Annotated in this window: 26 protein-coding genes; 15 read left to right on the forward strand and 11 right to left on the reverse strand. The window is 66.1% G+C overall.

Annotated elements, in window-relative coordinates; translation table 11 throughout:
* Window positions 1–68: 68 nt before the first annotated feature.
* Window positions 69–1,082 (forward strand): peptidylprolyl isomerase, encoded by a 1,014-nt coding sequence (locus GO986_RS10385; protein ID WP_157459234.1) that lies wholly within the window; start codon window positions 69–71, stop codon window positions 1,080–1,082.
* Window positions 1,083–1,300: 218 nt separating this feature from the next.
* Window positions 1,301–2,146 (forward strand): intradiol ring-cleavage dioxygenase, encoded by an 846-nt coding sequence (locus tag GO986_RS10390; RefSeq protein ID WP_157459235.1) that lies wholly within the window; start codon window positions 1,301–1,303, stop codon window positions 2,144–2,146.
* A gap of 50 nt (window positions 2,147–2,196) precedes the next feature.
* Here the strand turns inward: GO986_RS10390 and GO986_RS10395 are convergent, their stop codons facing one another.
* Window positions 2,197–2,523, reverse strand: a complete 327-nt coding sequence (locus GO986_RS10395; RefSeq protein ID WP_232337734.1) for a hypothetical protein — start codon at window positions 2,521–2,523, stop codon at window positions 2,197–2,199.
* Window positions 2,524–2,588: 65 nt separating this feature from the next.
* On the opposite strand from GO986_RS10395, the gene ilvD reads away from it, so the two are divergent.
* Complete coding sequence (gene ilvD / locus GO986_RS10400; RefSeq protein ID WP_157459236.1) at window positions 2,589–4,283, forward strand: dihydroxy-acid dehydratase; 1,695 nt, start codon at window positions 2,589–2,591, stop codon at window positions 4,281–4,283.
* A 46-nt stretch (window positions 4,284–4,329) separates the two neighbouring features.
* On the opposite strand, the gene GO986_RS10405 is transcribed toward ilvD, so the two are convergent.
* Window positions 4,330–4,866, reverse strand: coding sequence for a DinB family protein (locus GO986_RS10405; RefSeq protein WP_157459237.1), 537 nt, complete (start codon window positions 4,864–4,866; stop codon window positions 4,330–4,332).
* A gap of 90 nt (window positions 4,867–4,956) precedes the next feature.
* Between GO986_RS10405 and GO986_RS10410 the strand changes: the two genes are divergently transcribed.
* Both GO986_RS10410 and GO986_RS10415 read left to right on the forward strand, forming a co-directional pair.
* On the forward strand, window positions 4,957–6,414 hold the full coding sequence (locus tag GO986_RS10410; protein WP_198170587.1) for a carboxylesterase/lipase family protein: 1,458 nt from the start codon (window positions 4,957–4,959) through the stop codon (window positions 6,412–6,414).
* An 18-nt stretch (window positions 6,415–6,432) separates the two neighbouring features.
* Window positions 6,433–7,617 (forward strand): YkoP family protein, encoded by a 1,185-nt coding sequence (locus tag GO986_RS10415; RefSeq protein WP_157459239.1) that lies wholly within the window; start codon window positions 6,433–6,435, stop codon window positions 7,615–7,617.
* A 257-nt stretch (window positions 7,618–7,874) separates the two neighbouring features.
* On the opposite strand, the gene GO986_RS10420 is transcribed toward GO986_RS10415, so the two are convergent.
* From GO986_RS10420 to GO986_RS10430, 3 genes are all read right to left on the reverse strand, one after another.
* On the reverse strand, window positions 7,875–8,879 hold the full coding sequence (locus GO986_RS10420; protein ID WP_232337735.1) for a potassium channel family protein: 1,005 nt from the start codon (window positions 8,877–8,879) through the stop codon (window positions 7,875–7,877).
* A 62-nt stretch (window positions 8,880–8,941) separates the two neighbouring features.
* The gene (locus GO986_RS10425; protein ID WP_157459241.1) at window positions 8,942–9,376 is read right to left on the reverse strand and encodes a DUF4174 domain-containing protein; all 435 of its coding nucleotides are present in this window, start codon (window positions 9,374–9,376) and stop codon (window positions 8,942–8,944) included.
* Between the two features lie 55 nt (window positions 9,377–9,431).
* Complete coding sequence (locus GO986_RS10430; RefSeq protein ID WP_157459242.1) at window positions 9,432–10,604, reverse strand: acyl-CoA dehydrogenase; 1,173 nt, start codon at window positions 10,602–10,604, stop codon at window positions 9,432–9,434.
* Between the two features lie 109 nt (window positions 10,605–10,713).
* On the opposite strand from GO986_RS10430, the gene GO986_RS10435 reads away from it, so the two are divergent.
* On the forward strand, window positions 10,714–11,547 hold the full coding sequence (locus GO986_RS10435; RefSeq protein WP_157459243.1) for a hypothetical protein: 834 nt from the start codon (window positions 10,714–10,716) through the stop codon (window positions 11,545–11,547).
* A 154-nt stretch (window positions 11,548–11,701) separates the two neighbouring features.
* Here the strand turns inward: GO986_RS10435 and GO986_RS10440 are convergent, their stop codons facing one another.
* On the reverse strand, window positions 11,702–11,956 hold the full coding sequence (locus GO986_RS10440) for a hypothetical protein (protein ID WP_369409295.1): 255 nt from the start codon (window positions 11,954–11,956) through the stop codon (window positions 11,702–11,704).
* Window positions 11,957–12,058: 102 nt separating this feature from the next.
* On the opposite strand from GO986_RS10440, the gene GO986_RS10445 reads away from it, so the two are divergent.
* The 6 genes from GO986_RS10445 to GO986_RS10470 all read left to right on the forward strand — a co-directional run bounded on the left by GO986_RS10445 (window position 12,059) and on the right by GO986_RS10470 (window position 17,129).
* On the forward strand, window positions 12,059–12,325 hold the full coding sequence (locus GO986_RS10445) for a hypothetical protein (RefSeq protein WP_369409296.1): 267 nt from the start codon (window positions 12,059–12,061) through the stop codon (window positions 12,323–12,325).
* 116 nt (window positions 12,326–12,441) lie between these two features.
* Entirely contained in the window at window positions 12,442–13,482 is a 1,041-nt protein-coding gene (locus tag GO986_RS10450) for a rod shape-determining protein (RefSeq protein ID WP_369409297.1), read from the forward strand.
* A gap of 103 nt (window positions 13,483–13,585) precedes the next feature.
* Window positions 13,586–14,014, forward strand: a complete 429-nt coding sequence (fabZ, locus tag GO986_RS10455) for a 3-hydroxyacyl-ACP dehydratase FabZ (RefSeq protein ID WP_157459245.1) — start codon at window positions 13,586–13,588, stop codon at window positions 14,012–14,014.
* A gap of 138 nt (window positions 14,015–14,152) precedes the next feature.
* The gene (locus GO986_RS10460; RefSeq protein ID WP_157459246.1) at window positions 14,153–15,298 is read left to right on the forward strand and encodes an LptF/LptG family permease; all 1,146 of its coding nucleotides are present in this window, start codon (window positions 14,153–14,155) and stop codon (window positions 15,296–15,298) included.
* Entirely contained in the window at window positions 15,295–16,416 is a 1,122-nt protein-coding gene (locus GO986_RS10465) for an MGDG synthase family glycosyltransferase (protein WP_369409298.1), read from the forward strand. Before GO986_RS10460 ends, GO986_RS10465 begins: the two co-directional genes overlap by 4 nt.
* Window positions 16,413–17,129 (forward strand): polysaccharide deacetylase family protein, encoded by a 717-nt coding sequence (locus GO986_RS10470; protein WP_157459247.1) that lies wholly within the window; start codon window positions 16,413–16,415, stop codon window positions 17,127–17,129. The genes GO986_RS10465 and GO986_RS10470 overlap by 4 nt, the downstream gene beginning before the upstream one ends.
* Before the next feature lie 53 nt (window positions 17,130–17,182).
* Here the strand turns inward: GO986_RS10470 and GO986_RS10475 are convergent, their stop codons facing one another.
* Window positions 17,183–19,012 carry an arginine--tRNA ligase gene (locus GO986_RS10475; RefSeq protein ID WP_157459248.1) on the reverse strand — a complete coding sequence of 610 codons (1,830 nt, stop codon included), beginning with the start codon at window positions 19,010–19,012 and terminating at the stop codon, window positions 17,183–17,185.
* 354 nt (window positions 19,013–19,366) lie between these two features.
* Between GO986_RS10475 and GO986_RS10480 the strand changes: the two genes are divergently transcribed.
* Window positions 19,367–20,668, forward strand: coding sequence for a hypothetical protein (locus GO986_RS10480; protein WP_157459249.1), 1,302 nt, complete (start codon window positions 19,367–19,369; stop codon window positions 20,666–20,668).
* 236 nt (window positions 20,669–20,904) lie between these two features.
* Here GO986_RS10480 and GO986_RS10485 read toward each other — a convergent pair whose 3' ends face one another.
* The gene (locus GO986_RS10485) at window positions 20,905–21,819 is read right to left on the reverse strand and encodes a transglutaminase-like domain-containing protein (protein WP_157459250.1); all 915 of its coding nucleotides are present in this window, start codon (window positions 21,817–21,819) and stop codon (window positions 20,905–20,907) included.
* A 99-nt stretch (window positions 21,820–21,918) separates the two neighbouring features.
* On the opposite strand from GO986_RS10485, the gene GO986_RS10490 reads away from it, so the two are divergent.
* The gene (locus tag GO986_RS10490) at window positions 21,919–23,961 is read left to right on the forward strand and encodes a thioredoxin domain-containing protein (RefSeq protein WP_157459251.1); all 2,043 of its coding nucleotides are present in this window, start codon (window positions 21,919–21,921) and stop codon (window positions 23,959–23,961) included.
* 138 nt (window positions 23,962–24,099) lie between these two features.
* Here the strand turns inward: GO986_RS10490 and GO986_RS10495 are convergent, their stop codons facing one another.
* Genes GO986_RS10495 through prxQ form a run of 3 tightly spaced genes read right to left on the reverse strand, consistent with a single transcriptional unit; the run spans window position 24,100 to window position 25,953 of the window.
* Window positions 24,100–24,741: a GNAT family N-acetyltransferase gene (locus tag GO986_RS10495; protein ID WP_369409299.1), complete on the reverse strand. Its 642-nt coding sequence runs from the start codon at window positions 24,739–24,741 to the stop codon at window positions 24,100–24,102.
* A 7-nt stretch (window positions 24,742–24,748) separates the two neighbouring features.
* Window positions 24,749–25,441: a ribose 5-phosphate isomerase A gene (gene rpiA, locus GO986_RS10500; protein ID WP_157459252.1), complete on the reverse strand. Its 693-nt coding sequence runs from the start codon at window positions 25,439–25,441 to the stop codon at window positions 24,749–24,751.
* Window positions 25,438–25,953, reverse strand: coding sequence for a thioredoxin-dependent peroxiredoxin PrxQ (gene prxQ, locus GO986_RS10505; RefSeq protein WP_157459253.1), 516 nt, complete (start codon window positions 25,951–25,953; stop codon window positions 25,438–25,440). The genes rpiA and prxQ overlap by 4 nt, the downstream gene beginning before the upstream one ends.
* Before the next feature lie 362 nt (window positions 25,954–26,315).
* On the opposite strand from prxQ, the gene GO986_RS10510 reads away from it, so the two are divergent.
* Window positions 26,316–26,870, forward strand: a complete 555-nt coding sequence (locus tag GO986_RS10510) for a dihydrofolate reductase family protein (RefSeq protein WP_157459254.1) — start codon at window positions 26,316–26,318, stop codon at window positions 26,868–26,870.
* The last annotated feature ends 2 nt before the right edge of the window (window positions 26,871–26,872 follow it).

The following is a 26,872-nucleotide window of genomic DNA, read 5'->3' on the forward strand; positions in this document are numbered from 1 at the left end:
GCCGCTGCCCCAAAGCGTCATCACGCGGCCATCATAGAAGGGCGCAAAGAGGACGCTAAAGTGCAGGGATGAAACAAATCCTGCTGACCCTGGCGCTGCTGTCTGGCGCTGCCCTGGCCCAGACGACGCCCGCCACGCCGGCACCAGCCGCCCCGGCCACCACGACCCCAGCCACCACGCCGGCCCCCGCCACGACCACCCCGGCCGCTGACCCCGCCACCGTGGTCGCCCGTGTGGGCAGCGAAACCATCACGCTGGGCGAATTTGACCGCGCCTTTCGCCTGGCAGCGGCCCGCGTGGTCAATGCGCAGGGCATTCCCTTTGAAGACAGCTACCTGACGGAGTTTGCGAACGCCCGGCCTGAATTCCTGAAACAGTACGTGCGGGACCGCGCCGTGTACCAGCTGGCCCGCACCGCTGGCAACAAGGTCGAGGCCGCCCGCCTGGACGAACAGTTGCAAGAGGCCCGCGCCGACTTTGAATCCGAGGCCGAGTTCACCGAGGCGCTGGCCGCCACCGGATACGCCAGCGCCGACGCCCTGCGCGCCGAGCTGGAGAGGCAGGGCGTCGTGGGCACGTACCTGGAAGGCATCCAGAAGCGCTTTACCTTTGGGGACGCGGTGGTGGGCAGCTACTACAGCATCAACCGGGCCCGCTTTACCCGCGAGGCCGAAGCCTGCGTGAAACACATTCTGGTGCCCACCCAGGCCGAGGCCCAGACCATCGTCAAGGACCTCGCGGGCGGCGCCGACTTTGCCAAAATCGCCAGCGACAAGAGCCAGGACCCCGGCAGCGCGGCGCAGGGCGGCGACCTGGGCTGCTTTGGCCAGGGCGAGATGGTCGAAACCTTCGACAAGGCCAGCTTTACTGGGCCGGTGGGCCAGGTGCAGACGGTGCAGTCCCAGTTTGGCTGGCACGTGCTGACGGTGACCAAGCGCAATGCCGCCGGCCTGGTTCCCCTGACCGAAGCCGCGCCCCTGATTCGTGAGCAGCTGGCCCGCGACGCCGCCCAGAAGTATCTGGACACCCAGGTGGCCCGCCTGACCACCGAGTCGTTCCCCGACCGCGTGACCAGCAAGTAAAAGTCCTGCCCTGCACTGGCCCTGGCATCTCTGCCAGGGCCAGTGTTTTCTATCAACCCTCCTTTAACCGTTGGGGCGCAGGATAGTTGCACTTCAGACGGACTCTTTTCGGGTGAAGTGAGCAGGAATACAGCGGGTGTTGGGCGTGAACCGGACATAACCGCCGCTCTCCCCTTCCAGAAGCACAGTCCGTCTCCGTCCCCCTCAGAGGTGCCCCTATGAACGACCCACACGATCCCCGCCTGCCCCTGACGCCCGAACTGCCCGAAGAAGACAACGACGACGAGATGGTGGGCCGCCTGCTCAGCCGGCGCTCGGCGCTGCGGCTGCTGGGACTGGGCGGTGGTGCGGCCGCCCTGACAGCGGGCGGTGTTCTGGCCCAGCGCGGCGGGCCGCCCCCACCACCCGGAGGAGCAGAGGGCATGGGCGGCGCAGGGGGAACCAGCGCCGGCACCAGCGGCGCCACGGGCCTGCCCGGCTGTGTGGTGCGGCCTGCCATGACCGAAGGGCCTTACTTTGTGGAGGGCGAGCCGCGCCGCAGCGACCTTCGCAAGGACAGCAAAACAGGCAAGGTGGTCAGCGGCGTGCCCCTGACGCTGGACTTCGTGACTTCACGGGTGGCGGTGGGCGGCTGCACACCCCGCGCGGGCGTCCTGATCGACGTGTGGCACTGCGACGCCCTGGGCAACTACTCGGGTGTATCGGGCAGCGCCGGCGACTTTCTGCGTGGGTCTCAGGTCACAAACGCCCAGGGCAAGGCCAGCTTTACCACCATCTATCCAGGGTGGTATCAGGGCCGCGCTATTCACATTCATTTCAAGTTGCGGCCCCTGAACGCCAGCGGCAAGGCCACAGGCGAATTCACCTCGCAGCTGTTTTTCCCCGAAACTGTGAATGCGGCCGTGTTGACCCGCGCCCCCTACAGCCAGAAGGGCAAAGCCGACACCCCCAACGCCCAGGACGGCATCTACCGCAACGGCGGCTCACAGCTGCTGCTGAAGGTGACGGGCGATCCAGTTAAGGGGTACAGGGCCACCTTCGATGTGGGCCTGAACATCGGGTAGGGCGAACAAGAGAGGCTCCTAGCCAGCCAGGCGGCGCTCCACCAGATTCATCACCAGACTGGGCGCCGCCCGCAGCTGTTCGGCTGGCAGCCAGGGCTGAAGGCGGCCGCGTCCCGCTCCTCGAACACCGCCGGCAGGACTAGGCTGCCAACGCCGTGGCGCGCCTGCACCTCGTCCCGGTGCAAAAACGTGATATCGGCCTCCAGGCGCTGCCAGAAGGCCCGCCGCTCGCGCCGCATGCCCAGCGGCCCGTAAGTCACGGCACACCACTGGCAGTCGTAGGTCTGCGGCGAACGCATCTTGTGCCACAGGTCTTTTAGGTCGTTCAGAACACCACTGTCGGCGTTGTCCACAAAGGCGAGGTGAGGCCGGGTCATGGGCCCACCCTCCCCCTGTCTGTGCTTTCCGCCGCTGCCCAGGCACGAGGCCGCTACCTTGAGGCATGACGGACACCGCCCAGAAACGAAAGCTGAACTGGAACAGCCATCAGGTTACGCAGGGCGACGAGCGCGCCCCCAACCGCGCCATGCTGCGCGCCGTCGGCTTTGGGGACGGGGATTTCGAGAAGCCGATCATCGGTGTGGCACACGCCCAGAGCAACATCACACCCTGCAACAATGGCCTGGGCGAACTGGCCGGGCACATCACCGGGGCCATCTCCGAGGGCGGCGGCATGCCCCAGGTCTACGGCACGATTACGGTCAGCGACGGGATTTCCATGGGCACCGAGGGCATGAAGTGCAGCCTGGTCAGCCGCGAGGTGATTGCCGACTCTATTGAAACCGTCAGCCGGGGGCAATCGCACGACGGGGTGATTGTGGTGGGCGGCTGCGACAAGAACATGCCCGGCGCCATGATTGGGATTGCCCGGCTGAATATTCCGGCCATTTTCGTGTACGGCGGCACCATCAAGCCGGGCCACTACGACGGCAAGGACCTGACGATCGTCAGTGTTTTTGAGGCGGTGGGGGCCTTCGGGGCGGGTAAAATCAGCCGCGAGGACTTCACCGAAATTGAAAAACGCGCCTGTCCAGGCAACGGCAGTTGCGGCGGCATGTACACCGCCAACACGATGAGCAGCTCTTTCGAGGCGATGGGCATGAGCCTGCCTTATTCCAGCACCATGAGCGCAGTGGACGCCGAAAAGGCCGTCAGCAGCGCCGACAGCGCCCGCGCTCTGCTGACCCTGATCGAGCAGGATATTCGCCCGCTGGACATTCTGACGAAAAAAGCCTTCGAGAACGCCATTACCGTCATCATGGCGGTCGGCGGCTCCACGAACGCCGTGCTGCACCTGATGGCCGTCGCGCACGCGGCTGGCGTGGACCTGAGCCTAGCCGACTTTGAGCGCATCCGTGAGCGCACGCCCGTGTTCTGCGACCTCAAGCCCAGCGGGCAGTATGTGGCCACCGACCTGCATGTAGCCGGCGGCATTCCGCGCGTCATGAAGATGCTGCTGTCGGCTGGGCTGCTGCACGGCGACTGCCTGACGGTGACCGGCAAGACCGTTGCCGAGAATCTGGCAGATGAACTGGACACGCCCGACGCCGGCCAGGACGTGATTCGGCCCTTTGACCAGCCGATTTACACTGAAGGGCACCTCGCCATCCTGCGCGGCAACCTGGCCCCTGAGGGTTCAGTGGCCAAAATCAGCGGCCTGAAAAGCATCAAGATCACGGGTCCGGCGCGGGTCTTCGATTCGGAGCCGGACGCCATGCACGCCATCATGGCCGACCAGATTCGGGCCGGCGACGTGCTGGTCATTCGTTACGAAGGGCCAAAAGGTGGCCCCGGCATGCGGGAGATGCTCTCGCCGACCAGCGCCATCATCGGCAAGGGCCTGGGCGACAGCGTGGGTCTGATTACCGACGGCCGGTTTTCGGGGGGCACCTACGGCCTGGTGGTGGGCCATGTGGCCCCCGAGGCGTACGTGGGCGGACCGATTGCGCTGGTGCAGGAGGGCGACACCATCGAGCTGAACGCCGAAACCCTGGTCCTGAATCTGCACGTCGAAGAGGCCGAGCTGGAGCGGCGCCGCGCCGCGTGGGTGGCCCCGGAACCCCGGTACAAGCGCGGCGTGCTAGCCAAGTACGCCAAGCTGGTCAGCAGCGCGGCGGTGGGGGCGTACACCGACTGAGGAAGGCAGAGAACGGGGCCGCCCATCAGATGAGGGCGGCCTGTTTTCAGGCCTCTTCTGGCCCCCTGGCCACATGAAAGACGAGGTCCAGCGCGGGCGGCCGGTGCCCCAGCAGGCGAATCATCTGCACCACCTGGGCGCTGTGCCTGACCTCATGCTGCATGACGTGCCACAGCACCTCATCGGCCGACAGAGTCTCGGGGCGGCTCTCGTCCACCGGAATCCGGCGGTGCTGGGCCGCCTGCTCCAGCAGCGCCGGCCAGCTGGCCAGGGTGGCCTGCTCGACCGCCTCCCAGTAGCTCAGCAGCCAGTCCAGCGGGCGGTGGTCGTGGTGCCAGTATTCGGCCGCCGAGCCGGGGGCGCCCACGCCCAACGTCTCCAGCACTGTTGGTTGCCCCAGCAGGTCGCCGCGAAACCAGCCGTCTTCAACCACCGCCATGTGCATCAGGAGGTCTTTAATGCAGCGGGCGCCCTCGGTGGGAATGACGGCCGCAGACAGCTGATCTTCAGGCAGGGCGCGCAGGGTGGCACACAGGGCGCGGCGAGCAGACATCAGGTAGCGGTAGAAGGCTTCGGCGGTCATCACCCGAGCCTAGAGGCTATTTCGGTCAAACAGTGACGGGAATAGGACGAAGGGTGGACGTCTTTCCAGCGCAGCCTGTTACCTTACACCGTGTCTCTTGTTGTTAAAACGGCGGCTGGTCAGGTGCAGGGGCGGCTGGTGGCGGCTGGCCCCCTGCGGGCCCACGCCTGGCTGGGCCTGCCCTACGCCGCGCCGGCCCGTGGACCGCTGCGCTTTGCCCCGCCGGCCCCGCATCCGGGCTGGACTGGCACGCGCCGCGCCCAGACCTATGCCCCGGACACGCTGCAACCGCTGGACCCTTCGGTCACGCTGGCGCCCTCGGCCGAGGGCAGCTTGGCCCTGAACATCTGGGCGCCTGCGGAGGGCCAGGGGCACCCGGTGCTGCTCTGGTTTCATGGCGGCGCCTTCCGGGCCGGCAGTGGCCGCCTCTACGATGGCCGCGAGTTTGCGGCCAGGCACGGCCTGGTCGTGGTGACGGTCAATTCACGGCTGGGGCCGCTGGGCTACGCCAACTTTGGCGGACTGTTTCAGGATGACCGCTTCGCCCCCAACGCGGGCTATCAGGATCAGGTGGCCGCGCTGCGCTGGGTGACAGCCAACATTGCAGGCTTTGGGGGCGACCCGGCGCGCATCACGGTGGCGGGCGAATCGGCGGGCGCCGTGGCAGCGGCCCTGATGCTGCGGGACCCCGGCGCCGCCCCACTGATTCGCGGCGCCATCCTGCAAAGCGGCACGCTCAATCAGGTAAGCAGCTGGGACAACAGCCTGGAAATCGCGCAGGCGTATGCAGACGCGCTGGGGATCGGGCGGACCAATGTCCATGACCTGTGGGGCCGCCCACCCGCCGCGTTTGTGGGGGCACTGCACCGTTTGGAGGCTGTCCGTGCCCGCCGCCTGAATTCCCGCCCCTTTCTGGATGGGCAGGTGCTGCCCAGGGACTTTGCGGCGCTGCTGGCCACCCCGGCGGCGCCGGTGCCGCTGCTGCTGGGGGCCAACCGCGATGAATATTCCCTGTTTGTCCGCTTGCCCAACCGCATCTTTCCGCGCACCGACCGCACGCTGCTGACGCGGGTGATGGTGCCTTACCTCGCCCCAGGGCAGCTGGGGGCGGTGCTGGCAGCCTACCCGGACACCCAAGGCGGGCTGGTGGCACTGGGCACAGACCTGTTTTTTCACAGTGGCAACGACGCCCTGCTACGCGGTCACGCGGCGCCCGCCTACCGCTACCGTTTTGACTGGGGCACGCGCCTGTTTGGCCTGGGCGCCACGCACGGCATGGAACTGCTGTTCCTGTGGCCCCGGCCGATGGGCGCGGCCTCGGCCCTAATGCGCGGCGGGGACGCCAGGCGCCGCGCCGCGCTGGCCCATCAGATGCAGGCGGCCTGGGCATCCTTTGTGCGGGACGGGCACCCTGGCCGCGCCTGGCCGGCGTACACCGAAGGGGACCCTCAGGTGGCCCGACTGGACCTGAGCGGCGTGACCCTCACCGTAGGAGGCGAGCACGAGCGGCGCCGGCTCTGGACCGGTTCGTTTGTGCCCATGCCCTGACGGGCTACAGTGGCCGGAATGGGGCGAGTGGCGCGGAAGTTAGGAAGGTGGGCGCTGGGCCTGGGGGCGCTGCTGTGGGGCGCCGGGCGGCTGTGGCGCTGGACTGGTGTGGGCACGCTGCGCCGGGCCCGCAGTGCCCAGCCGGGTCTGGGCCTGGTCTTTGAGGGAGGCCCGGACCCGCAGACCACGCCCGCCCTGCTGGCCGCCCTGAAGGCCGCTGGGGCCCAGGCCACCTTCTGCTTTGAGGCCGGGGCTATTGCCCGCGCGCCCGCCCTGGCGCAGCAGGCCGCCGCTGAAGGCCATGACCTGCGGCCTTTCGTAACCGGCGGGCCCCTGACCCCGCCCTGGACTCTGGCCCGGCGACTGCGTCAGGCGCAGGCCGAGCTGGCGGCCCTGACCAGCCAACCACCTGGGTCCTTCCGTGCGGCGGCAGGGGTGCCGGCCCTCTGGGTGGCCCTGATGGCAGGGCAAACCGGCCTGCGCCCTCTCGCCGGCCAGGGCAACCTCGCCCAGGGTCGGCGTCCCGGCGCCCTGCTTCATCTCAGCGGCACAGACCTCCAGGTGGCCCGCGCTCTGCCTGCCCACCTGACGGACCTGCAAGCGCGCGGGTATGAGGTCCGGGCCCTCTCCGGGCTGCGCTACCTGCGCCCGGATACCCTGCGCGACATTCCCGCCACCGCGCTGCAACTCGTGGACGTGATCTATGACCGCCTTGGCCGTATCCGCCGCATTGGGGGTCACGCCAGCAGCCTCTTTCGCGTGGGCACGGCTCCCTATCCCCTGGCCGATATCACCCTGCCCGCGCCCGACCAGCCGGCGGGGCTGACCCTTCGCCGGGGGCAGCACGTAGCCGAGTTCCATCTGGACAGCGCCCGCCTGGTCGAACTCGCCGAGCGGCCAGTGGCGGGGCGCCGGGTCGTCACCCACTCGATTCATGATCTGGCGGCGGCGCTGCGCGACGACCCCGACTGGCAGACCCTGGACGCCGTCTTTAGCATCAGCATTTTTGCAGACGTGCTGGGCATCTACGGTTTTACGGTGGTGGACCTGCCCCCCGCCCACCGCCGCCGCCTGACCTGGTGGTCACGCACCCTGCGCCGCGCCTACGGCGTCTCTGACCCCGAAAAGGCCCACACGCCGCGTCTGGCGGTGATCGCCCGGACAGAACTGCTGCGCCGCTACGGCACCCGCCGGGGCCAATAGAGGGAGTCAGCAGAGCCCCTGAACAAGTCTGGCTGCCACCTGACAGTCGGCTCCGCAGCCCCGGAGAGACGAACCGAAGCGAGCAGCAGCCAAGGCCACCTTGTGCTTGTGCAAACGCGACTTGACTCGTTGACACAAACGATTCAGTTCGAGGGAACTTGAAACACGAGATATCAACCTAAACCAATTGCGATAGCAGCAAAACGCTCCACATCCCCCGTCCCGCCCAGCTGCCACTTGAAAGGCCTTGCAATTCATCAAGAAGACTCACCGTGGGTCCCGGCCACCTCTTCCCACGACCACAGGCCCATATGGGTCATGGCGTACAGGCGGCGGCGCAGCTGGGTGTGGTTCGCCAGAAACAGGTGAAACTCGGCGTCCGACTTTAGATCAAAGCCGGCCCCTCGCAGCGGCGTCAAGTCGGGCGGCGGCGGAACGGGCGGCAGGGCGCCGCCGTGGGTCAGGTGAAAGGTCCGGGCCACACTGGTCACGCTGGCCAGGGCGCGGCGCAGGCCCTGCGGGCAGTCACCCCTCAGGGCACCTTCCAGGATCAGCAGGGCCTCGCCCAGCGCAGGCAGGTGGAGGTCCAGCGCGTCCTGCTGGTCATGGTCATGAAACCGGTGCAGGTACGGCGTATTCAGGTGCGCGGCGTCAATACGGTTCAGGACACTGTGGAGGCTGGTGGTCAGGCTGCGCAGGCCCTGGTCATGGTCGGTGTGGGCATTAATAATCAGCGCCTGCGCGCCCGGCCCAGCGCGGTGGAGCCACAAGGCCAGTTCGCGGCGGTCGGCCCGCGCCTGCGCCACCGGCACGATAAAGGTGATGGCAAACGTCAGCAGAAAAAACCCGCTGATAGACGCGATGTCCGTCAGGATGCGCCACAGCGGTTTCGTGGCGATGATCTCGCCCAGACCCAGGGTACTCAGGGTATAGCCCACAAAGTAAAAGGAGGCCAGAAAGGTGGCAGGTTGTCCATTTTCTGCCCCCACCAGTGCGCCGGGCTGTGACCAGAAAATCAGGGTCCAGCCCAGCCACAGCAGCCCTGTCCAGACGGTCAGCGTCCCCATAATCAGCACCGGGGTACTCCAGGCCAGGAGGCCCCGGCGCCGGAACACGCGCGCGGCCAGGCGCAGCGCCGCGTACAGCTGGCGGTGAACGGCGCGGCTCAGGCGGCCCTCACCTGACTGGATGCAGGTCACGAGCAGGTCAACCAGCACCGCCAGCACCATGACCGTGCCCGGAACCCACAACAGTTGCCGCATGGGGCGCATTGTGCCGTCTGGCCTGGGAAGGCGCGAGGGGCGCTCTCTTTATCTTGTGGCCCCTACTGCCCGCGCTCTTGGCGCTCCTGCTGACGCATGGGCATGGTGTCAATCAGGGCCAGCACGGTCTTGAGGGTGGGCAGGGCGCGGTAGCGGGCCTTCACGCCTGTGTCCTTGCCGATGAGGGCGGCAGGCGCATACTGCCGCCCAACCACGCCGCCCTTATCAGCCAGCAGTGTCAGCATCTGAGTGCCGCCGTGCAGTCGGGGGTCGCCGGGGGGCAACAGGGCCACCACGCGCAGGTCGTACACCTGAAGGGCCGTGTCCTGGGCGCGCAGAGCCGCCAGCGAGGCGGCCGGCGGATTGACCAGAATCAGGACCCGCTCCCGCCCCAGGGCCTGCGCCAGGGACCACGGCACGCCGCTGACGGTAGGCAGGGTAAAGGCGGCGGCTCCACCAGACATCAGGGCCGCCAGAGACAGGGCGCGCAGGGTCATGACCCAGTCTGCGGCGGCCAGATGGGACGGCCCCCTGTTCCTGCTCAAGCCCGCTTCAGGTCAGCTCGTTAAAGACAGCGCGGCTGATAACCAGCTGCTGAATCTCGCTGGTGCCCTCGTAAATTTCAGTGACCTTGGCGTCACGGTAAAGCCGCTCGACGGGGTATTCGCGGCTGTAGCCGTTGCCCCCAAAAATCTGAATGGCGTCGCGGGTCACGTCCACCGCCGCCTCGCTGGCCAGCAGCTTGGCCATGCTGGCTTCCTTACCGTAGGGCTGGCCGGCGTCTTTCAGCCACGCGGCTTTCAGGGCGACCAGGCGCGCACTTTCGATGCGGGCGGCCATACGGGCGATCTTGAACGACACGCCTTCAAACTCGCGCAGCTTCTTGCCAAACTGCTCGCGCTCGCTGGCGTATCTGGCCGCGTGGTCCAGCGCCGCGCGGGCAATCCCGATGGCCTGCATGGCAATGCCAATGCGCCCGGCGTCCAGACTGGCCAGCGCAATGATGAGGCCCTGGCCTTCCTCGCCCACCATGTTGGCCTGGGGTACCTGCACGTCCTCAAAGGTCACGGTGGTGGTGTGGGCGGCGTGCAGGCCCATCTTCTCTTCAGGCTTGCCGAAGGACAGGCCCGGCGTTCCGTTCTCGACGATAAAGCAGGACACCCCGCGCGCGCCCGCGCCACCCGTGCGCGCCATGACCAGATAGGTGTCGGCCTGCCCGCCGCTGGTAATCCAGGCTTTGGTGCCGTTCAGGACCCAGCCGTCGCCACCCTGCCGGGCCTGCAGGGTCAGGCTGGCGGCGTCACTGCCCGCGCCACTTTCTGTGAGGCAGAAGGCGCCGATGTGGCGGCCCTCGGCCAGGGGCTTCAGGTACTGCCCGCGCTGCTCATCGGTGCCGTAGCGCAGAATCATCTGCTCGGGCAGGCCGTTTTGCACCGAAACGATGACCGCCACGCTGGCGTCGGCGGCAGCGATCTCTTCCAGGCACAGCGCGTAGGTCACGCTGTCCAGCCCCGCCCCGCCCCAGCGCTCGGGGACCGTGGCCCCCAGCAGGCCCAGGTCGGCCAGGCCGCGCAGCTGCTCACGCGGGTACTCGCCGCTGCGGTCATACGCCGCCGCTTTGGGCGCCAGTTCGGCGCGGGCGTATTCGCGGACATGCTGCACAATCAGGCGCTGGTCGTCGCTGAGGGCAAATGTCATGCCTGTCGGGGCGTCGGTGACGGTCATGGTGTCAGGCTACCAAACGGGCGTTAGGTCAGGGTAAGCGGCAAAGGGATGCTGGCGATTCGGGCGCACCCACTCGACTCCGGACCCCTCTGAGCGCAAACTCTGGCTCATGACCCAAGCCCATTCTTCCCGAAGCAGCGAGTGGGCAGCCCGGCTCACCCAGCGCCTGACCGAGATTGCGGCGTCTTTGCAGGCGCGGCCGGGCGCCCTGGCGCTGCTGGGCGTCGGCTCCTGCGGCCTTCACAGCGCGCGCCTGGACGAGTTCTCTGACCTGGACTTTTTTGTCATCGTGGAGACGGAGGCCCAGGCGCAGTTTCTGGGTGACATTGACTGGTTGCGGGCAGCGGCGCCCACGGCCTACGACTTCCAGAACAGCCCACACGGGCGCAAGGTGCTGTTTCAGGATGGCGTATTTGCCGAATACGCCGTCTTTACCCGTCAGGAATGGGCGGCGGTGGCCGAGCCGTCCATGCGGGTCCTCTGGTCCAGAGACCCCTCCCAGAGCTGGGTGACCCACCAGACCTCGCAGGTGCCCGCAGGGGGGGGCTATAACCAGCCGGACTATCACCTCGGCGAAGCCCTGACCAACCTGTATGTGGGGCTGCTGCGCGAGCTGAGGGGCGAGCGGCTGACGGCCCTGCGTTTTATTCAGGTGTACGCCGTGGACCGTGTCCTGACTCTGCAGGCCCTGCGGCGGGAAGCGGGCCATCCGCGCGACCCCTACGCCGTGGACCGCCGGGCCGAGCAGTGGGCTGGCCCCGTGCCCCTGGCGCAGTTCTGCCCCGGCTATGGGGGGAATCGGGAGGCTGCCAGCGCCATCCTGAACTGGCTGGCCGAGCATGAAGTGCCAGATCTGGTGATGGTGGGCGCCGTCCAGCAGCTTCTGGCTGGGGCTCTGCCCGCAACCCTGCGGCTGGATGGACCTGTGGGTGGCGCCCCCTGAGAACCGTCACTTCTCTGATGTTTTGTATGGCCCGCGCATTCTTCCTGCAACTTGAACCACTCACAGCAGTCAGGGCCTCTGCCGGACGCAACTGTTCTTCAGCTGTACCTGATGTCAACGCCCTGCGGCAAACAAACTCAGGGCAGGGCGGTCCTCACAGCCCACGGCTCAGGGCTTCCGCCAGCGCCTCTTCAATGCCCCGGCCACGCCAGCCTGTCTCGACCGTCGCTGCCTCGTCCCCCTCCCAGCGCAGGTGGGCACCGATAACCGTGCCGCCCGCAATCGCCAGCGCCGCCGCCTGGAGGGCCCCGACCGGCGCGGCTGGACACAGGCGCAGGGCAGCGGCGCGCAGGGCAGGCGACAGAGGAAGAGGGGGCCGGGTGACGCGGACGCGGGCGGGCAGACTCACGCGAGCCAGTCTAGCCTCCCGCCAGGGCGCACGTCCCGGCCAGACCACGACTACAATGCCCCGAATGAGCAGGCGTTGGGGCGAACAACAGAAGGCAAGCCAGTGAAGCTGGCGCTGCGAATCCTGGGCTGGGTGCTGTGCATCACGCTTGTTGTGGGGGCGACTGGCCTGGGCGCCCTGGCGCTGGGCCTGCTGGCCTCGTTGTCGGGCACCGGGCCGCTGTGGCTGCGCTCACTGGGGGCGCTGACCGGGCCACTGGCCGACCTGCTGGGGGCCAGTCACTGGAGCGGCGTGGTGCAGGCGCTGGCCCTGATCGGCCTGACCAGTCTGCTGATGGGGCTGGCGGCCTATGTCAAACCTCGGGGCTAGGCCCCGGTGAAGCAGGCTTACCGGGTTCCAGAAAATGGGCGCTTCTTCCATGAAAGCGGGTTCAGGCGCCTCTCAGAGGGCGTGGTACGATTGCATGGTTTGTACCGGAGGCAAGTGTGAGGCTGTCTGAAGACATTGGAATCGACTTGGGAACCGCCACGTTCCTGATTTACAGCAAGAGCCGCGGCCTGGTGCTGCAAGAACCCAGCGTGATCGCCATGGCGCGCGACAGCAAGCAGGTCAAGGCCGTGGGCGAGGAAGCCTACCGCATGATCGGCCGCACGCCGGGCGGCATTGTGGCGGTGCGGCCCATCAAGGACGGCGTGATTGCCGACGAGGGCCTGACCGAAAAAATGATCACCATGTTCCTGCAAAAGGTGCAGGGCAGCGCCGGGCGCCTGTTCGGCTTCAAGCCGCAGCTGATGGTGGGCGTACCCAGCAACGTCAGCGACGTAGAAAAACGTGCGGTTCTGCGCGCCGCCCTGAACAGCAACGCCAAGCGCGCCTTTCTGATCGAAGAGCCGCTGGCCGCAGCCATTGGCGCCGGGCTGAAGATTGCCGAGCCGGTCGGCAGCATGGTCGTGGACATCGGCGGCGGCAGCACCGACGTGGCCGTGATCTCGCTGGGCGGCATCGTGGTCAGCGAGTCCATGCGCGTGGCGGGCAACGAGTTTGACGAAAGCATCATCCGCTACGTGCGGCGCAAGCACAACGTCCTGATCGGCGAGCGCACGGCCGAGGAAATCAAGGTGAAGGTGGGCGCGGCCATGCTGCTGGACGACGCCGAGAACCTGACGGCCGAGGTGCGTGGGCGCGACCTGGTCAACGGTCTGCCCAAGACCATCAGCCTGGACAGCACCGATGTCGTGGAGGCCCTGTCCGAGCCGGTCACCAAGATCGTGGAAGGCGTCAAGCGAGTGCTGGAAATCACCCCACCCGAACTGGTCAGCGACATCATTGACCGGGGCATCGTGATGACCGGGGGCGGCAGCCTGCTGCGGAACTTCGATGAATTGCTTCGCCAGACGACTGGCATTCCGGTGGCCGTGGCCGAGAACGCGGTGGAAGCGGTGGCCGTAGGCACCGGCATGGCGCTGGAAATGATTCCGGTGCTGGGCGACAGCCTGGTCAGCAGCGACAACTACCTGCGGCGATAAACAGCCAAAGCGTCAAAGGGGCCAGGGCAAGACACCAGGGGGCGGGGCCTGCACAGACAGCGCTCCGCCTCCCTTTTCACGCCCCGCCCCAAAGGAGTGCCCTATGTCCCCCATTCTGATTCAAGAGGTTTTGCAGACCCTCCCCCACCGCTTCCCGTTTGTCATGGTGGACCGGGTGCTGTCGGCTGAAGATGGCGTTGTCCACGCGCTGAAGAATGTCAGCGTCAACGAACCCTTCTTCCCCGGCCACTTTCCCCAGGAGCCGGTGATGCCCGGTGTGCTGATCGTCGAGGCTCTGGCGCAGGCCAGCATGTTCTGTCTGCACGGGCAGCTGGAACCCGGCACGGTGGGTTACCTGGCCGGCGTGGAAGGCGCCCGTTTCCGGCGCAAGGTGATTCCCGGCGACCAGCTGCACCTGCACGCCAAACTGGAATTTTTGCGCCGTGGCCTGGGCAAAACCACCTGCCGCGCCGAGGTGGACGGCGAACTGGCGGCCGAAGCGACGATTCTGTTTGCCGTTGCCAAAGGGTAAGTGGTCAGTGGTGAGTGGGAAGTGGAAAAAGGACAGGACGAACACATTGTTTCAGGCCGAGCGAGGTAGAGAAACAGGTCTTCTGCTTTTCCCCACTGCCCACGACCCACGACCCACTTCCGGCGCCGAAGGCGCCCCATGACCCGCCTGACCCGCCTCGTCACCGCCGAACTGTGGCCGCCGCTGCTGGCCGGAACCCTGCTGTTTACGGCCATTCTGTGCTTCGGGTATTTCTTTGTCTCCAGTCAGTGGCTTCAGGGCGTCCCGCTGGGGCTGGTGGGACGATGGATTGCGTATCAGGTGCCGGACACCTTGGTCAAGGTGCTGCCGATGGCGGTCGTCCTGATGACCGTCGTGGCGTTTGGGCGCATGAACACCGAACGTGAACTGGTGGCGGTGCAGTCGGGCGGCGTGAGTCTGGGCCGACTGGCGCGGCCAGCGGGTATGGTGGCCCTGCTGGTCACCGCGCTGAGCATCTGGCTGAGCCTGTGGATCGCACCCCGCGCCAATGTGGAGACGCGCGGGTTGTACTGGGACACCCTGACCGGAGCCGGGCTGACCACGCTGGCGGGGAAAACAGTAGATCTGGGAAGGGGACTGACGCTGTACCTGAGCAGCTATGACCCAGCCACACGCGAACTGCGCGGGGTGAGGGTGGAAAAGTGGCAGGCCGACAATTACCAGCGCGGCACCCTCATTCTGGCCGAACGCGGCACCTATGAAGGGCAACGGCTGCGCTTGCAGGGCTACTCGACCTTCATCGTGGATTACGCGGCGGCCAAGGCACTGACGCAGGTGCCGGAGAACGACCCAGCAGCCTTCCGGGCAGCGGTGCAAGCCATGTTTCCGAGTGTCGTCGTGCCCGAGAAAGCGACAGACCGCCTGACCGTGGACACTGGCCTGAGCCGCCAGCAGACCCTCGCCAAGTATGCCGACGCTATCGGCGCCGATGCCCAGGGCTGGGCTGAATTGACAGCCACTTTAAAGGACCCGAAGGCCAAGCCAGCTGACCGCCAGAACGCGCGCATCAGCCTGAACCGCAAGCTGGCACTGCCCTTCGCCAATCTGGTGCTGGCACTGGCCGCGCTGCCGTTTGCTCTGCGGTACGGCCGGACACTGGGCGTCAGCCTGGGCGTGGCGTTGGGGCTGGCCGTGGCGTACTACGTGCTGTTTCTGGTGGGCCTGACGGTGGCCGGGACGCTGCCAGCCTTCCCCGAAGTGGGCGTGTGGCTGGCGAACGTCGTCTTCCTGGCGCTGGGCCTGACCCTGCTGAGGCGCGCGTGACGGCGGCCCATGACCCCCTGCGCGCCCTGATCGTCTCGGCGTCGTTCGGCAGCGGCCACCACCAGGCCAATGGCGCACTGGACGCGGCGCTGCGGGGCCGGGGCGTGACCCTGGACGCCCGGCACGCCGACCTCCTGAAATACATGAGCCCGCCCGAGCGAATCATTACGGCCGGCACCTACGACCTCTGGGTGCGGCACATGCCGGGCGTGTACCGCCGCTTTTACGAGTGGACCGACAATGACCACGCCCCCACCGCGCAGGCATTTGGCTGGCTGGGCTACCGCGCCATGCGCCGCGACGTGCAGGAGCTGCGGCCCGAGGCTGTCGTGAGTTCCTACCCCACGCCAGTCGCCCTGGCCGACAATGTGCGGCGGCGCACAGGGGCCGAGTTCCTCAATGGTCTAGTCGTGACCGACTACCGCGTTCATCAACATTGGGCCCGCGCCGAGGCCGACCTGCTGATGGTGCCCAGCGAGGAGGCGCGCGAGCAGATGATTCGCGCCCGCATTCCCCCGGAGCGGGTAGAAGTGACCGGCATTCCTATCGCCCGCATCTACCGCGACCTGATCGGTGCTGACCGCGCTGCGCTGCGGCAAAAGCACGGGCTGGACCCGGACTTGCCTCTTATTCTGCTCTCGGCCGGCGGCACGGGCAGTTACCGCGCGCAGGGGCGGGTGCTGGCTGAACTGGCCAATCTGGGCGTGCGGGTTCAGGTGCTGGTGCTGGCCGGCGCCGACGGGCACGGCGTGGCGCAACTGGGCGGCGCCACACTGCATCGCCTGGGTTTTACGACCTCCTTCCCCGAGCTGCTGGCCGCCGCCGACCTCGTGGTGGGCAAAGCTGGCGGCCTGACGGTGGCCGAAGCGACCACGCTGGGTGTGCCTATGATTGTCCACGCCCCCATTCCCGGCCAGGAGGAATACAACGCCCTCCACCTGGAACGCGGCGGCGCAGCGCTGTGGGCACGGGCGCTGAGCGACCTGCGCCCGGCTATCCTGCGCGCCCTGGACGGGGACGAACACGCGCGGCTGTCCGCAAGGGCCCGTGCCCTGAGCGTGCCCGACGCCGCCGACCGGGTGGCCGACGTGCTGCTGCGCCGCCTGGGCCGGACATGAGGAGAGGGCTGGGCTGGGGCCTGATAGCGCTACTCGGCTATATCGGTCTTCCCTATCTGCTGGTGCAGCGCCTGAACCTGGGGCTGCTGCACGAGGGGCCGCCGCAGGGCAACACCCTGGCCCTGACCTTTGATGACGGCCCCGACCCACAGACCACGCCCGCCGTTCTAGACGCCCTCAAGGCCGCCGACATGCACGCCACCTTCTTCGTGTTGGCCCCTCTAGCTGAGGCTCACCCGGATCTAATTCGGCGCGCTCTGGCCGAAGGGCATGAGGTGCAGGCCCATGCGGTAAGGCACGTTCACGCCTGGATGCGTTCACCCTGGTCGGCTGTCCTTGAGCCCGGACGGGCGGCGCGGCGGATTGCAGCGGTGACGAGGCAGCCAGTCCACCTGCACCGTCCGCCCCACGGCGCCTACACCCTGGCGACGATTATGGGGCAGCGGCTGGCGAACTTGCGCGGCGCCCATTGGAGTGTGGAAGGCGGCGACTGGCGGACGGGAGCCACGCCGGAAACGACGCTGGCGGCCCTCCTGCCTCGACTTTCCCCTGGCGCGGTAGTGGTCCTGCATGACGCTGGACCAGGCGCGAAAGTAACGGTGCCGATGCTGCCCGCCTTGCTGAAGGCAATGCAGGTGCAAGGGCTGAGGTCAGTGTCACTCCGGGAATGGCAAGACGGGAGTTCTGCTCCAAGAAACTCGGCCGAACTGTAAAAAGAAAGGAGCGGGGCGAAGATCAATCGCTCCGCTCCTTTCTGCAGACGCTTTTACATCGCGGCTGGAATCTCAATCCCAATCAGGCCTAACGTGTCTTCGAAGGCGGCGCGTAGGCGCGCGACCAGCGCCAAGCGCGCTTCCCGCAGGCCTTCCGGGCTTTGCAGAACGTTGGTAGCAGGCTTGCCCTGCTTATCCTTAGCATTGAACCAAGCGTTGAATGTGGTCGCTAAATCGAGAGCATACTGAGCGACCCCGTGAGGTGAATGCAGGCGCACCGCTTGGGACACAATTTCGGGCAATTTGGCTACTTGCTTAGCTAAGATCAAGTCAACTTCGGGCACCGCATCCCAGTTAGCGCCTGTGCCGTCAACGGAATAACCTGCTGCCTGCGCCTTCCTCAGAATGCTGGCCGCGCGCACCGCCGCGTACTGGATGTAGGGCGCAGTGTCGCCGCTGAGGCTGCTGGCCTTCTCAAGATCAAAGTCAAAAGAGCGGCTGGGCTCATTGCGCAGCATAGCAAAACGCAGCGCACCCACGCCAATGCGCCGGGCGATTTCCTGGGCGTCGTCGCGGCCTGCCAGCTCAGGATTTTTCTCGCTCAGTTCGGCAAAGCCGCGCTTGCTCGCTTCTTCCAGCGCCGTGTCCACCGCCAGCGTAATGCCCTTGCGCCCGCTGATGGTCTGACCATTTAAGTTCACGAACTCGTAGCTCAGATGCACCGAGCGGGCTTCTTTGTCCGTCTCACCGGCCACGCCCAGGCTGCTTTTCACCAGCATCTGCGGATGCTTCTGGCGAGAGTCAATGACGTTGATGACCTCGTCCGAATGCCCGAAGCGCCTCTGTGCATCAGGCTGACCATCTGGGGCACTCGTCCAGATGGCGTGCCCGGCGGGGTCAGTCATGAAGGGCTTAAACTTCATGCCTTCAAACAAGCCAAACTTCCAGAACTGGTAACCAATGTCCTTGGCCACGTACATGGCGGTGCCGTCGCTGCGGCGCAGCACCACGTTCGATTCCTCCAGGCCCGGCATAAATTCCTGCACGTTCATCACGAAGGCGCCGGCAAATTTGCCCTCGGTGGGGTGCGAGGTGTAGCGGCTGCCTTCCAGAATGTTCATGGCCTGCGCCAGAAAGCCGCTGCCCACCACATCCGACTCCCAGACCAGCAGGTCGTACTGCGCGCCGATGCGGAAACAGGTTTCCAGCTGGGCCTTAACGGTCTGCTCGACCTCGGGCCGCAGCGCGCCCTCTTCCAGCTTGTGCATGACGTCGCGGATGCCGGCCTCCAGCCCTTCCTTGGCGGGGTCGGCGTTCAGCTGCACATACCCCTCGCCCAGCCAGTGGTCGTATTTCTGCGCGCCGTTCCATTCGCGGCCGTAGTGGGTCATGGCAAACAGGCTCTCGGCCGCCTGCCGGCCCGTGTCGTCAATATAGTTCTGGACTTCAACGGTAAAGCCCGCTGCACGGAAGATGCGCGCCATAGAGTCGCCCAGGACCACGTTGCGCAAGTGGCCCACATGCAGCTCCTTGTTGGGGTTGACGCTGGTGTGCTCAATGACCACTTTGCCGCCCTGCGCAGGCATGGCAAAAGGCGTGTCCACCACGTCGCGCACGAAGGCGGCGGTGTCGACGAAGAAATTCAGGAAGGGGCCGGCAGCTTCCACGCGGCTGATGCCCTGCGGCAGTTGCACCGTCTGGGCCAGGGTTTGCGCGACCTGCACCGGGTTCCGACCCAGGGCTTTGGCCATCTGAAAGGCGGCTGGCGTACCGTAATCGCCCGGCTTATTCGCCGGGGTTTCCTGAATGGCCGCGTCGAGTGGCGCGCCCATCTGGGCGGCGGCGGCCTCGACAGCGGCTTTGAGGTGTACCTTCAAGTCCATAACAAAGAAGTGTAGCAGCGCAGAAGGGACGCAGGACTTAGAGTGGGCGCCGCGACTGATGTGCTCCCGGCTCAACGTCCTGTGGCTACTCCCATCAATTACTGGCTCGGGTTGGCAATCACTCGGCTCTTTCCGGGTGTGAAATTAGCCCTGTGACTAACTATCACCTTGTTTCTGTTCGGTGCTTTCGCTACAGGGCCGGTAGGCCAGACAATCGTTGGAAATCAGATCGGTAATTTCGCGGCCTATGCCTGGATCAATGGTTAGGACAGTTTTCGCGGAGCATCCTCATCTCCGCAGGACACGATCAGGCTGACGTGCCAGCATGGTGCAGCTCATATCTACGAGGTGCCTATGAACCGGATTACTGCTCTGCTGCTCGCTCTTCTCTCCTCCACGGCCTTCGCCACCGACCTGCGCATCTACCCGCAGTTCACGGAGGTTCAGGTGCCGATCCCAGCGAGAGAACTGACCTTTCCGTTCGCTCAGTGGCGCTGGATTCAACCAGCCAGTTTTGCGGTCATTGGGGCGGCGCCTGTGGCGTTCGTGTTACAGCCGGCTGAACTCGACTGGCTGCGCACCCAGGAGGGCGAGCGCGTGACCTGGACCAGCCCCGGCCAGGCCCCCGTGCCGGCAATCCTTGAGCGCGCAGAGGATCTGCTGCTGAAACTGGCGTCTGGCGAGTACGTTCACGCGCAGCGCAGCGAGCTGGCCTTCCGCACCCTGCCGCCCCTGCAGGGCAGCGTGACTCTCCGGCTGAATGGAACCAGTGCGGCAAACAACGCCAGCCTCGTGTACCGGACGCAGGCGCTGGTCTGGCGACCCCGGTATGAACTCAATCTGAACGGCGCGGCGGCGAGTCTGGCCGCCCTGGCGCAGATCAGCAATTTTAGTGATCAGGTGTTTGGCGCCCAGAAAGTGGACCTCTTTGGGGGCAGTGTCCTGCAGCAGAATCAGGCCTACCCCTTACCCGTGACGCCGGGGGTCGCCAACGAACAGCAAATGGCTGCCAGGACGGGCACCACCACGGCCGCCGTGTCTGTCTCTGACACCGCAGGAGCGGGTCAGATCAACGTGGTGGGTGAGGTGAGGGGTCTGCAACGCTACGCCCTTCCCGGAGGCCTGACAATCGGACGGGGCGAGAGTCGCACGCTGCCCTTCTTGAAGCCCCAAGTTGGTGGCTTCACGCGGTATGCCGGCGTTCAATCGTACTTTGAGCCCCAGAACCGCTCTGGGCAGACTAGCCGCCGCTACAAGTTCACCAGCTCGCTCTCGCTCCCGACGGGACTGGTGGACGTGCGGGAGAACGGTCTGCTGGTGGGAAGCGTGCAACTGCCAGCCGTGCAGGCAGGCACCCTGGTGGACCTCGACCTGGGTGTGGACCCAGAATTGCGGTACGCAAAGACGGTTAAACGCACGGGGCAGCAGAAGGACGTGCAGGGTCGGGTGACCAGCAACACCTACCAAGTGACGTACGCGTTTATGAGCACGAAGGCCAGCGCCACGCGGGTCAGTGTGCGGGAGCAGGTGTATGGGCGCAGTGTGTGGGTGAATGGACAGGCGCCTCAGAACGGGCAGGTCAGCTTCAGCCGGCAAGTGGACGTTCCGGCCAGAGGAAAGGCCAGCCTGACATTCACACTCAAGATCATGAATTGAGGGAGTAAGGCGGACACCCAGCAGCGCGCTAGGGCGGCGCTGGAGGCCCGTGGGGACATGGCCCTGCTGATTCGGCATGCTGACTCTGATCAACCTGTGACAGCAACTCTCCCTGCACGAGAGGACTGGGCGGCATCTGGCTGCCCTCAGTGTCCTGCCTTCTCCAACCACCTGGAACCTGGGCAAGACAGTGGTGACACACCCCCTCCACGAATCTGGATTCACCTGCTCCAGTTCTAAAAGACTCGTGGATTCGGCGGCGTATCCAGCGTCATGTCGAAACTCGTCTCATCGGCCCAGACCTTCATATGGGTCAGCTTGGCGCTGCCAAAAGTGGTTGTGAAGGCCACGTCGCTGGCGTCCCGCCCCTGCGCGATCAGGATGCGCCCGGCGCGGGGCTTGTTGTGGCGGGCATCAAAGGTCCGCCACTGACCGTCCAGAAAGGCCTCAAACCAAGCGTGAAAGTCCATCGGCACGGGGTCCGGCGTGATGTCAATGTCGGGCATGTAGCCGCAGACGTAGCGGGCGGGGATGTTCAGCGCACGGCAGAACGCCACGCCCATATGGGCGAAATCACGGCACACGGCGCGCTTGCTGTCCAGTGCCTGCCGGGCGGTAGTCGCGCTGGTCGAGCCGTAGCCGTACACGCATTCGTCAAACAGATGATCGCTGATGGCCTGCACCTGAGCCCAGCCGCCCTGAATGTGGCCGAAGCGCTCCCAGGCCTCGGCACTGATCAGGTCACTGTCCACATACCGGCTGGGCAGCAGGTAAGTAATGGTGTGGTCCGGCAACGCCTCTACAAGGGTCTTGGGCAGATGGGGCAAGACCGGATCGGGGAGACGGGTCGTTTCAGCAATCAGGTCGTGACCGATGGTCAGGGTGCCAGGCTGGGCCAGCAGACGCCAGACGCGGTTGCCGTGCGTATCGGTATAGGTGTGGATGCCCTCGGCGGCGCCCAGGGGCCGCTCGGCAACGATGCGCTGGCGGGTGCCGGTGGGTTCCAGGCGGTCGACGGGCTGCACCACAAACAGCATGGGCGTGGGGTAGGGCACTTCAAACGTGAGCGAAAACCCCGCGCGCACTCGGACGGGGTTTGAAAAATCAGCGGTCTGGGACTGATCGGGAGAAAGCTGGTCGGGCGCGGCCATACGCCTCAGTCTGCGGTGCCGCGTGCCTGAGATGGGTGTGAAGACTAGCCGGGACAGCGTTCATGTTGGCCCCGTAGGCGGCCGGGCTAGGCTGACACCATGAACCGCCTGTCGCAAGAAAGCAGTCCTTACCTCCGTCAGCACGCGGACAACCCAGTGGCCTGGTGGCCGTGGAGCGAAGACGCCTTTGCCGAGGCACGGCGGCGCGACGTTCCGGTACTGCTGTCGGTGGGCTACGCCACCTGCCACTGGTGCCACGTCATGGCCCACGAGAGTTTCGAGGATGAGGCGACGGCCGAATATATGAATGGGCACTTCGTCAACGTGAAAGTGGACCGCGAGGAGCGGCCTGATGTGGACGCGGTGTATATGGCGGCCACCCAGGCCATGACCGGGCAGGGCGGCTGGCCCATGACGGTCTTCCTGACGCCAGTGGGCGAGCCGTTTTACGCCGGCACCTACTTTCCGCCGCGCGACGGCCACGGCATGCCGAGCTTTGGCCGGGTGATGGCCAGCGTGGCCCACGCCTGGAACAATGACCGTACTAAATTGCTGGGCAACGCCCAGGCCCTGACCGACCACATCCGCGAGGCGACGCGCCCCCAGGCGGGTGAGACCGAAGTGACCCCGGACGACATAGAACGCGCTGTGAGCAACCTGCGCCGCGTCTTTGATGACACCAACGGCGGCTTTGGCAGCGCGCCCAAGTTTCCCGCGCCCACCACGTTGGACTTTCTGCTAACCCGCCCCGACGGCCGCCTGATGGCGCTTCACACGCTACGGCGTATGCTGGCAGGCGGCATCCACGATCAGTTGGGCGGCGGTTTTCACCGCTACAGCGTAGACGGGCAGTGGCGCGTACCGCACTTTGAAAAGATGCTGTACGACAACGCGCAGCTGACCCGCACCTTGCTGCGGGCATACCAGGTGAGTGGTGACCCGGCCTTTGCCGACGCCGCGCGCAGCACGCTGGCGTACCTGGCCCGCGAGATGCACGCGCCGGATGGCGGCTTTTACAGCGCCCAGGACGCCGATACTGAAGGCGTTGAGGGGCTGACCTTCACGTGGACTCCTGCCGAGATCGAAACCGCCCTGGGCAGTGCAGAGGACGCCGCCCTGGTTTGCCGCCACCTGGGCATTGAAGACCCCGGCAATTTTCATGACCCCCACCGCCCCGACGCCGGGCGCCGCAGCGTGCCGTTCGTGGCTGTGAGCGTGGCTGAGCTGGCAGCCCAGCGGCAGGAATCTGAGGAAGCCGTGCAGACCCACCTCAACAACTTGAAAGCGCGCCTCCACCTCCTGCGTCAGGCGCGGCCTCAGCCGGGCACCGACGACAAGGTGCTGACCTCGTGGAATGGGCTGGCGCTGGCGGCCTGGGCCGACGCCGCGCGGATTCTGGGCGCAAAGGCGTATTTAGAGACCGCACAGCGCACGGCGCAGTTTCTCCACGATCGGATGCGCAGTGAGGCAGGTGGGCTGTATCACGTCTGGGCCGGCGGGCAGGCGCGCGTCCAGGGCCTGATGGAAGATCACGCGCTGGTGGGCCTGGGGCTAGTGGCGCTGTTTCAGGCGGGCGGCGACGAGCGCTGGCTGATCTGGGCGCGAGATCTATGGCAGGTGTGCGTGCGCGACTTCTGGCAGGAAGATGCTGGGGTCTTCCTGGCGTCTGGCGGCCAAGCCGAAGCCCTACTGACCCGCCCCGCCCCCGGCTTTGACAGCGCAGTGCTGTCAGACAACGCCGCTGGAGCGCTGCTGGGCCTGTGGATGCACCGCTACTTTGGCGATGACGCCGACGCCGCGAAGGCTGGGCGCGTGCTGGCCGCCTTCCGCGCCGATATACTGGCCGCTGCCGGAGGCTTCGGGGGCTTGTGGCAGGCCGCCACTTTCTGGCACGCCCCGCACACCGAACTGGCCATCCTGGGCACCTCAGAGGAACGCGAAGCGCTGGAACAGGTGGCCGCCCGTTTCAGCCTGCCTTTCACCGCGCTGGCCTTCAGTGAGGCAGGCGGAACACTGCCCCTGGTTCAGGAGCGGCCGGGCGGCGGCACCGCCTACCTATGCGTGAACCACGCCTGCGACCTCCCCACGCATGACGCAGCCACGTTGGAAAGGCAGCTGGGAGCGCTGGGAGAGAGTCGATAGGACCTAGAGGCTCCGAGCGAAAGACTCTTAAGGCCTCTGGGGGAGTTCAGGTGAGGCGACGCAGCAGCCCACATCTCAATGCCCTCTGTGCACAAGCCTCGACCTTCTGCCCACCAGCTGGCAGGTAGAGACGTGCGGTCAGGGCTCAGGTGGATTCAGGGCCTTGGTCAGGCACAAGTGCTCGGCGGGATGGCCCAGCCAAGGGATCCACAGCGGCGTGACCTGCCGGGCCGCTTCTGTAAAGCCCAGCCGGCCATACAGCCGCAGGGCGGCGGCATTTTCAGTGGTGGTGGCCAGTTGCACGCCGGGCACTCCGGCGCCGGCCAGCACCCGCAGGTGGGCGCGCAGCAAGCCCTCTCCGGCCCCCTGGCCCCGCGCCTGCGGCAACAAATTGAGGTGGAGGTGGGCCGGAAACCGCATGGAGTCGGCGTGAGGCCCTGGCCAGCGGGCGGCTCGCCACAGATAGGGCCAACCTGTCCGTAAGGCCCGCATCTGTCGCGCTTCCTGCGCCACGACCCGTAGCACCGCGCGGCGGTACAGCAGCGGCGACGGCGAGCCCAGCACATAGCCCACCACCTCTGGCCCCTGCTGCGCCACGAAGCCGCCAAAGCCGCCGCCCCAGAAGTACGGCCCCACCCACAGCGCCGCAAACAGCGCCGCGTCGGGAAAATACCGCGCGGCGCTGTCCCCAAAAAAGCCGGTCTGGTAGGCCACCCGCCCCACCGCCGCCTCGTCACTGGGCCTGACCGGACGCAGGACCACAGCAGGACCAGACGTCACGGGCGGCTCAGCGGCCCTGGGGGGTCAGTTCGGTTACGCCGTCAGGCGCCGCTACAAACGCGCGCTCGGCCATACCCAGGAAGAGGCCGGTGTCTACCACGCCCAGCGTCCCTTTCAGGGTGCGCTCCAGCGCGTCACTGTCCTGCCCCGCCGGAATCTGCGCATCAAAGATGTAATTGCCGTTGTCGGTGACATACGGCTGCGCGCCGTTCTGGCGCAAGCGACCTGCCGGGAGCACTTCTCGCAAGCGCTCAATGGTGCTCAGAAAGCCAAAACGCGCAATCTCGATGGGCAGCGCCGACTTCTCTCCTATCCGCTCGACCAACTTGGTGTGGTCGGCAATCACGACAAAGCGCCGCGCCTGCACTTCGGTCAATTTCTCGCGCAGGAGGGCACCGCCCAGGCCCTTGATCAGGTCGAGGTTTGGGGCAATCTCGTCGGCGCCGTCAATAGCGATGTCCAGCGGGCGGGGGTCCAGCGGCTCGACGGGAATGCCCACCTGCCGCGCCAGAGCGTCGCTGGCTTCGCTGGTGGCCACGCCGACGATGCCGCTCAGTTCGCCGCTGCTGAGCTTGCGGCCCAGCTCCTCAATGGCGTATTTGGCGGTGCTGCCGGTGCCCAGTCCCACGCGCATCCCGCTCTCGACCAAGGCCACTGCGCGTAGGGCGGCTTCCTTTTTCAGGGCTTCCAGGTCGCTCATGCTTGCCCCTGGGCCGCCCGGTCTTTCTCAATGGCAGCGGCCACATGGTCGGCGTGCCCGTCCACCTTGACGGCCAGCCAACTCTTGACCAGTCGGCCATCCGGGCCAATCAGGAAGGTCTGGCGCTTGATGCCTTCGGTGACTTTGCCATACATATTTTTCGTGCCATACGAGCCAATTTGGCGCAGGAAGGCCGCGCCGTCATCACTGAGGAGGGGGAAGGGCAGGCTGTATTTCTCGGCAAATTGACTGTGGCTCGCAGCGTCGTCGGCGCTGAGGCCCAGGATGGCCGCCCCGTGCCCCTTCAGCAGGGCATTGTCACGGAAATCGCAGGCTTCTTTGGTGCACCCTGGGGTGTCGTCCTTGGGGTACACATACAGCACCACGTAGCGCCCGCTGTAGTCCGCCAGGCGGTGTACCTGACCCTGCGCGTCAGGCAGGGCGAAGTCTGGGAACGGCTGGCCAGGTTGCAGGACACTGGTCTGGGTGTCGGTAGGTGACAGATCGGTCATGCGGCCAGGGTAGCGCGAGGAAGATCAGGCGCGTCCGGCAGAAAGAAGCTGAGGCAGTGCCAGGGGGCAGAGGACCGCATCGTCCCGCATCCTTCAGCTGAGATAGCGTTGGGCCCGTGGTGTCGCCCATAGCGGAGCCCCTCCGCCTTGAGAGTAGACAGAGGCGCGTCATCCAGCAGACCGAACAGGCGCCTGGACCGCCACTTGTGCTGCGGCTTAGCCCTGCCCAGCTGCTCACACTGAGGCTTGAAGCCAAAGGAGTATCAATTGAGCGGCCACCGCGCCAGTTGACCTTGCGACCTACCCAGGCAGAACAGAGCCGAGGTGGCCAGGTATGCTGCACCTCTACTCTGGGGGACAACATGGCGAAAGTGGTGTTTGGCATGACGATGTCACTGGACGGTTTTATCAACGACGCCCACGGAAAGGTGGGCCTGCTTTACCCGGACCTGAGGTCACTGGGGCAAAGTCAGGTTATGCAAGAGGCGCTGCGCACCACCGGCGCGGTGGTGATGGGGCGCCGGACCTTTGACGCGCCGGGTGATCCCGACAGTTACGCCGAGGACTATGAATTTCAGGTGCCCATTTTCGTGGTCACTCGGCGACCACCCGAAACCAAGCCGAAGGAGAATGACCGCCTGCGCATTACGTTTGTCGGGACCCCAGAGGAGGCGGTCCGGCAGGCCAAAGCGGTGGCCGGAGAGCAGGACGTTGTCGTAGTGGGCGGCCCCAGTGTCGGCCAGCACCTCTTGCGGGCGGGCTTGGTGGACGAGTTGCAAATCGGTGTGATGCCGCAGCTGCTGGGCAGCGGGCAGCAGTTGTTTGAACACTTGGCTGAGCTGTCCATCACGCTCAGGAAGACGCGACTGATCGAAACTGGGCAGCGAACCGACCTCTACTTCTCCGTTGAGAGGTGACC

Source organism: Deinococcus arboris (genome assembly GCF_009755355.1).
Classification (GTDB): domain Bacteria; phylum Deinococcota; class Deinococci; order Deinococcales; family Deinococcaceae; genus Deinococcus; species Deinococcus betulae.